The organism is Arthrobacter sp. ISL-85, assembly GCF_018613675.1.
Taxonomy (GTDB): domain Bacteria; phylum Actinomycetota; class Actinomycetes; order Actinomycetales; family Micrococcaceae; genus Arthrobacter.
In genome coordinates this window covers 115,732-122,528 of record NZ_JAGGPQ010000002.1, presented here as the reverse complement: position 1 = coordinate 122,528, position 6,797 = coordinate 115,732, and the positions used below count along the sequence as shown (strand labels likewise).

Here is a 6,797-nt window from a genome sequence, read left to right as displayed (position 1 = left end):
TTGCTTTCATCCCCGTTCTCTCAATCTTCCTGGCCTTCCAGCGCTGGTTCGTTGCCGGCATGACGTCCGGCGGTGTCAAGGGATAACTACAGCAGGAGTTCTGCTGCCCAGGCCCAACCTAGAAAGGGCACGCCGCATGACCGCTTCCAAGCGGTCATGCGGCGTGCCCTTTCGCGACCAACCCACCCACCGGAACTGCAATCCCTAAACCCAAAGCCTGACAGCGCTCCCACCCGGACCATTCCTGCATGTGGTCGGCGACGACGTCGCTGCTCGCGGCCGGGGAGATTCCCTCAGCTACGGAGAGCTTGGTCAGGGAATCAAACTGGCCTGCGGGCGGAACACCGGGGCCGCCTGTGTTTCCGCCCGAGCGGCCCCTCCCAGGGGCCTCGACCTGGCGGGTAGTCTCATCGTCAAGCTTCGAGGAAACAGGCTGCAATCCGCGCCGATGCAACCTTCCTCGCTATAGGACACGGTTTGGTGCTCCTAGCCGTGGCGTTCGCTGAATGTCGAGCAGACTCGGGAGGGTACCCGTGAGCCAAACCATTAGATGGCGCAGCAAGTCCTTGCCTCAGACTTGTGCCACTGGATCGGCTTCTGGGCGGAGGTGTCGTTGCTGTCCAGGAGAGGCAGGTCTTGTTTGATGACAGCGGCCCCCTGCCGGCCGGAACCGTAAAAGCGCTGCTGCTTCCATGCGGCATTTCCCCAACTCGCCCGATTTGGTCAGGTGGGGTTTAAACATTCCGAGCATGTTTGAATGGGTGCGGGTGGCTCAAGAGTTGTCGCTTGGCTGCCAGTCTGGCTCCTGAATTAGCTCCACACGGTTGCCGTCTGGATCGAGCATGTAGATCAGCAGGCCTCCTGCAACTGGGCCCGAGGCGGGCGCGACCGGTTCGGACAGAGCCTTATACCCGAGTGCCGTCATTCCGGCGTAGACCTTGCGCACGTCGATATCGGTAAAGGCAAGATGTGCCGTTCCCGGCTGCGCCTCTGATGGGTTGACAGCGGGTGGCGGATCCTCCACCTGGACCAGCTCCAGGTTGAAAGTCCCGTCACCCGTTGTGAGCATCAGGGCTTTGACCTTGACGTTGGGACGGCCGTAGAGTTCGCCGATGTATGGGCCCGACGTCCACTCTTTCACGCGGGTAAGGCCAAGCCCTTCCACGTAGAATCGTGCGCTGCGCTCTATGTCCGTGACGTGCAGGGCAGTGTGATGATGTCGGATTGCAGTTTTCATTTCTTCCACCTACACATTCTTGAGGGGCTGAACTGGACAAAAAGAACGGACATATCGTTGTCTCCTTGGTAGGTGGGGGCTTCAACTTTGCTTGGGTTGCAGGGTCACAGTAAGGACGTCAGAACGGCCTTGAGGGGCCGGAGCGGGGTTATGGTTACGCCTGGTGCGAGGCACCGTGCAGGGTTTCAGGTTCCTATTCCCAGGTGTGCTCCGCCGGCCACATCGAGAGACACGCCGGTGATGTAGCGGTTGTCGGGATCGGTCAGGAAAAGGATGGCGCGGGCGACTTCGTCGGGTTCGGCGAACCGGCGCATCGGCAGTTCAGCTGCCCTCTTTGCCCTATTGGCAGCCGCATCCGGGCCTGAATCTTTGGCAAACTGCGCCCACATGGGCGTGTTCACCGGACCTGGCGCAATGGCATTGACGGAGATCCCCTGGGGCCCAAGCAATTCTGCAAATGACCACATGATGTGTAGGACGGCGAGTTTGCTCGCGTTGTACGGCAGGTAGTTCAGGCGCGCTTCCTTGGCCGCGACGGAGGATAAGATGACGATCGCGCCGGCCGTTCCGGACTCCAGCATTGACTTGGCTGTCTCCCGTGCCATCGAGAACGTTGCCGAGGCGTTGATCCTCAGAATTGAGTCGAATTCCTTTGTGGTTGTTTCCATGATGTCGGGGGTGGTGCCGAGCACTCCTGCTGCATGGACGAGGACATCGATGCGGCCGAATCTGGCCTTGATGTCCTGGACAACCGTTGCGCATTGTTGCTCGGAAGTGATGTCGAGAGGATAGAAGGCCTCCAAGGCCTGGTCCTCTTTAGGGGACCGATCAGCGCCAATGACGACGGCACCGGCAGCCCTAAATGCGCTCATAGCGGCATCGCCAATCCCCCCGCTCGATCCGGTTACCAGAACCACCTGGCCTTTGAGGCTCATCGGTTTCCTTCACTGTCGATGCGGCCGCACCGCAGTTCTCCAGCGGGCGGAGCGTAAGGTGGTCGCTTCATATCAAGTTCCTTAGTTGAGGTTGTTCAGTCGACGGCTTGGTGGTGTCGATTTGTTTGGGACGCTACGGCGAGACCATGCCCTCAGCGCGGGAAAGTGCATCTGCCCGGACTGCATCAGAAATTTCTGTAGCACGGAGTGCCTGGGCGAAAGTGACCGCCGGGGTTCCACCCCTGCAGAACTTGAGCGCCGCCTCTGCTTGGAGAAGGAAGAGGTCGGAGGGGTCAAAGGTCTTTTCGTTCTGGCCACCGTCACGCTCCCACACGCGAAGGGAATCGTTGGACCACAACATCCGGCCCTCACTCGTCAGGACATCGACGGTGAGACTCCAGTCGCCCTGATTGAGACCTTGAGGCTCCCGCCAGGGAGACCAGTAGCTCTGCATGGTGAATACGACACCCTCAGGAAATTCGAGGGCGCAAACGACGTGCTCCGGCACCGGTGACCCGTACAAGCTGCTGCTCGCGCTGCTGGCCAGCAATTTCGGGTCGCCGTCGAACCATGATGAGACTAATTCGATGGCATGAATGCCATTCACTACAGCGACGCCGCCCTCCTTCGGGTCAGCGCGCCATGAGTGGACGTTCTGTTTGTGGGCGACGGAACGGACGGACACGGCGATCACGCTCTTGTTCCTGATCCATTGAGAGACCAGTGCGGCGGCGGGATGGTGGTGGAGCGTGTACCCGACCATAAGCCTCTCGTTCACCCCGGAAGCAGCGGCCAGGACGGCAGCACCTTCGGCATCTGCGGCCACCGGCTTTTCAGTCAACACACGGAATCCCCGGTTCAGCAGATCTGCGCATATGACCGGTTGCATGGTGGTGGGCAGTGCTACGACGACCAGGTCCAAATGTTCGGGATGGAGTTCTGCGGTACTTGGCACCAACCGTGCGCCCAGCTCCTGGGCGAGGGCGAGGCCGCGCTCGTCCTTCTCCACAAGGACGGTGACCTTGGCCCCTGCCGCGGCGAAGGCCCTGGCGTGCCGTGATCCGGCCCAGCCGGCCGCTCCTACGACGGCGACGCGCGGGGCATGTGACGTCGCGGTCATGATGTGGCGCCACGGAAGGTCAGGCCGGGGATGAACCAGTTGATCATAAAGTGTCTCTCCCTTGAGATCGGCTACGTTCTTAGCTCAGTGAGATCGGTTGCTGAGATCGGTTGCAACAAACATATGGTCGTAAGGATGGTCTGTCAAGGAGCTGGTTGGTTCAGATCGGTGGGCCAAGCGTTCTCGGTTGTCGGCGTAGGCTATGTGGTTTTTTGTTGATCTGTTGCCATCGGATTCTCCAGTCCTGGCTGTACCACCCGGGAGGCGTCTTCGAGCAAGCGTGGCTTGTTGACCATTACGGCTCCTGCCGTAAGCACCAGGAGCCAGGCCCCGAGCATGCCGAACGAGGGCAGCCAGCCATCCCCTGGATGATGCAGGAGACCAAAGAGGAAGGGGCCAGTGCTTGCGAGGGCGTAGCCGACTCCCTGGGCGAAACCAGATAGCGCGCCGGAGCCGGCTTGGGTTCGTGCTCGTTTATTGATCATCGTAAACGCGAAGGAATATGCCCCTTGGCCAAGTCCCGCCATGACGACCCACACCATTGCAAAGGCTGGTGGCGTAAAGACGAGGCCTCCGTAGCCGGCGGCGAACGTGACGACGAACAGGATTGCGATGGGTAGCGGGCGAGACATTCTCACCACTGCCACAGGCACAATCAGGCCGACAGGCAGGCCGAGGATGGAATAGAGCGCCAGCATGGATCCAGCGGTCTCCTGACTCATTCCTTTGTCGATGAGAACAGCTGGAAGCCACGTGAGCGCGGCAAAAGTATTGCTCGAGCAGCCTGCGAAGATCAGTGCTGCACCCCAGCCAATTGATGATCTCCACGGCTTGATCGCGTCCGTATGGGGCGACGGGGCGTGGGTGGCTCGCGGCTTCTTGGTGCGGGCAACCGTTCGCCTGCCTGCGAGAACTATTAACCAGGGTATGGCCGCCACCGTGCTGAGGACTGACCAAATGCCTGTGGAGAACCGCCAGCCATAAAGGTTGGCCAATGGTATGGCAGCTTGGGCGGCCAGCGCGGTGCTGATGCCCAGGAGAGTTACGTGGAGGGTTGCGAGGACCCCGGTTTTATCGGGAAAGTACTTCATCAGCAGAGGCGGAATCACCACATTGACCACCCCGATCCCCAGCATGGCGATCCAGGTGAACACTAAGAACGCAGAGATGTTCCATCCCAGTGCGCGTCCAACCTGCCCAAGTGTTGTCATCAGGATCGAAACCAGCAGCAGGTGTTCCAGCTGGAAACGCCGGAGGAGCGGCAGAGCCAGGAAGCCCATCACTGCGAAGCCGGCGGTCGGCAGCATCCCGAGGATCCCTGTGATCACCGCGTCGAGGGGAAGGTCCTCACTTATTGGACCAAGGAGCGGGGACACCGCCGAAACCGCTTCTCTGGCGCTGAACGCGACCAGCAGGATGCCGGCAAGCGCGGTGAGCCGGCCGCGTAACGGGTGACTTCCCGCTCCCCTGGTTTGTGGTCTGCCCTGACGGAGGCGAAGAGGAGCTATGTTTGCACCTCCCTATTTTCAGCAGGTTCGTTCAGGCCACGGTTCCACAAAGCTCCCATTAAGGTCTGGAAGTGCAGCGGGAATGGGCGGGCTCGGTTGGTTGTTAGCTTTCGTTTACTGCGTGGCTGGCCCATTCCCGGCCGGCTTGCTCTTCTGTCGGCAGTCCGGCGGCAGCGAGAATCCGGTCGAGCAGGCGTTGGGTGTGGACCGCTTCCCGGCCTGAGGTTAGCGGCTGCGCCCTGTCAGCAACGCGGTCCAGGAAATGATGAACGGCAGCCGAAAATCCTAGAGTTTCTGTCGCAGTAGCCCACCCATAGGCCTCGGCGCTAAGTTCCCGGGATGTGGTAACGCCCTTGACGGTGGTAGAAACCGTCTCCGGTGCCCTGACTTCGACGGTCTTTCCGTCGCCGTAGGCGTCCAGTTTTTCGTTCCATGCTCCTGCCGTACGGGCTGCCATCAGGACGCCCGTGTTCCCGGTGCTAAAGCGGATAGTTGCTGCGACGCCGTCTTCTTCCCAAGGGTCGTCACCGGCCGCGTGGGCGGCAACGTCTACTGGTTCGCCGCCGCAGTACCAGCGGAGGAGATCGACCATGTGAATGGCGTTCTCGAATGTCGCCCGGTATTCCGAGCCAGGGCGGTTTTTCTGGGCGACGCAGAAGGTGGCGCCGTTGGTGCCGAAGACTTCCCGGCCTGCGGTGTAGACGGGCGCGTAGCGGCGGTTGAAGTCCACCATCAGGACTCGTCCGCGCTCGTCGGCGAGGTCTGCCAGGCGTTCTGCTTCATCGGTCGCTGGAGCCAGGGGCTTTTCGCAGAACACGTCGATGTCACGGCTGAGACATAGCTGGACGGCATGGGCGTGCTCAGAGCGTGGCGTCAGCACGAACACTGCATCCAGCTCCTGCGAATCCAGCATGTCCTCCATGGTTTTGTAGGCGGCGTTGAACCCCCAGCGTCGGACCAGGTTGCCTGGATCCTCCCGCCGCGACACCAAGGCGGCCAACTCAACGTCATCGCGTTGGACGAGGGTGGGTAGCTGGGCAATGGTGGCGATGTTGCCGGCGCCGACTACTCCGACGCGGAGACGGGTGGTGTTCATCAGGCGTTCCTCACGTCAGCCAGATCAGAGAGCATTGAGCGCAGGACGGCGGCGGATTCCCGGAATCCGTTCTCGGGCGCGGGGAGGTCTTGCGGGTGCCATCGGTACTCGAGCTCGATGCTCAGCACGTCGTCGTAGCCATGCTTCAGCAGCCCGGCGAGGATGTCTGACCATGGAACAACGCCGCTTCCGACGACGCGGGAGCGGACGGCCCGCTCGGAGGCGTTGACCCGGGCCGTTTCCGTGGCGCGGAAGGCGGCGTCGGGGTCGGTGAAGACGAGGTCCTTGACGTGGACATGACCGATCAGGTCACCTTGAACAGCGAGGGCCTGTTCGTACTTTTCGTCGTGGGTGAACGTGAGGTTTGCCTGATCGTAGAGCACCCGGACGGCAGGGTGGGCAATTTCGCGGACCAGGGCAGCGGTGTCCGCCGCGGTCTGGGTCATGGTGCCGAAGTGGTTTTCCACGCAAAGACGGACCCCGGCCTGGTCTGCAACAGGCGCCAGGGTTTCCAATGCCTGACGCAGTTTTGCCCATCGCGCCGCGTGGTCGTTATCGCCGGGGTGCCAGGATCCGGCGTAGACACGGACCCGGTCAGCGCTGAGCAGGTGCGCGGTCTCTATGGCGCCACGGAATTCATCGACGGCGTTGCCCCATTCCACGTTGTCCAGTGAGTTGATGGCGGTGGTGTAGGGCGTCAGACCCACGATGGGAATGGCTGCGCCTTCGGCCGCTTTTAGGGCCTCCATGGCGGCGCGACGATCACCTAACGGCAAGCCGGATTTGTAGTCATTCTGGTAGATGACTTCGGCGGCATCGAGCCCTGCGGCTCGGAATAGGTCAAGTGCTTGGGGAACCGTGTGGTCCGGGGTGCCTAGTGTGTGACCGGCTAGCCGCATTG

General features: G+C 61.3%; 6 protein-coding genes. All 6 read right to left on the bottom strand.

What is annotated here, in order from left to right; genetic code table 11:
- Positions 1-772 precede the first annotated feature (772 nt).
- Positions 773-1,237, bottom strand: coding sequence for a VOC family protein (locus J7I84_RS01435; RefSeq protein WP_251045912.1), 465 nt, complete (start codon positions 1,235-1,237; stop codon positions 773-775).
- A 185-nt stretch (positions 1,238-1,422) separates the two neighbouring features.
- Positions 1,423-2,172 carry an SDR family NAD(P)-dependent oxidoreductase gene (locus J7I84_RS01430; protein WP_214939624.1) on the bottom strand — a complete coding sequence of 250 codons (750 nt, stop codon included), beginning with the start codon at positions 2,170-2,172 and terminating at the stop codon, positions 1,423-1,425.
- A gap of 133 nt (positions 2,173-2,305) precedes the next feature.
- On the bottom strand, positions 2,306-3,292 hold the full coding sequence (locus J7I84_RS01425; RefSeq protein ID WP_214939621.1) for a Gfo/Idh/MocA family protein: 987 nt from the start codon (positions 3,290-3,292) through the stop codon (positions 2,306-2,308).
- 200 nt (positions 3,293-3,492) lie between these two features.
- Positions 3,493-4,704 carry a CynX/NimT family MFS transporter gene (locus J7I84_RS01420; RefSeq protein WP_251045911.1) on the bottom strand — a complete coding sequence of 404 codons (1,212 nt, stop codon included), beginning with the start codon at positions 4,702-4,704 and terminating at the stop codon, positions 3,493-3,495.
- Positions 4,705-4,903: 199 nt separating this feature from the next.
- Entirely contained in the window at positions 4,904-5,896 is a 993-nt protein-coding gene (locus J7I84_RS01415; RefSeq protein WP_214939619.1) for a Gfo/Idh/MocA family protein, read from the bottom strand.
- Complete coding sequence (locus J7I84_RS01410) at positions 5,896-6,795, bottom strand: sugar phosphate isomerase/epimerase (RefSeq protein ID WP_214939616.1); 900 nt, start codon at positions 6,793-6,795, stop codon at positions 5,896-5,898. The genes J7I84_RS01415 and J7I84_RS01410 overlap by 1 nt, the downstream gene beginning before the upstream one ends.
- Positions 6,796-6,797 lie beyond the last annotated feature (2 nt).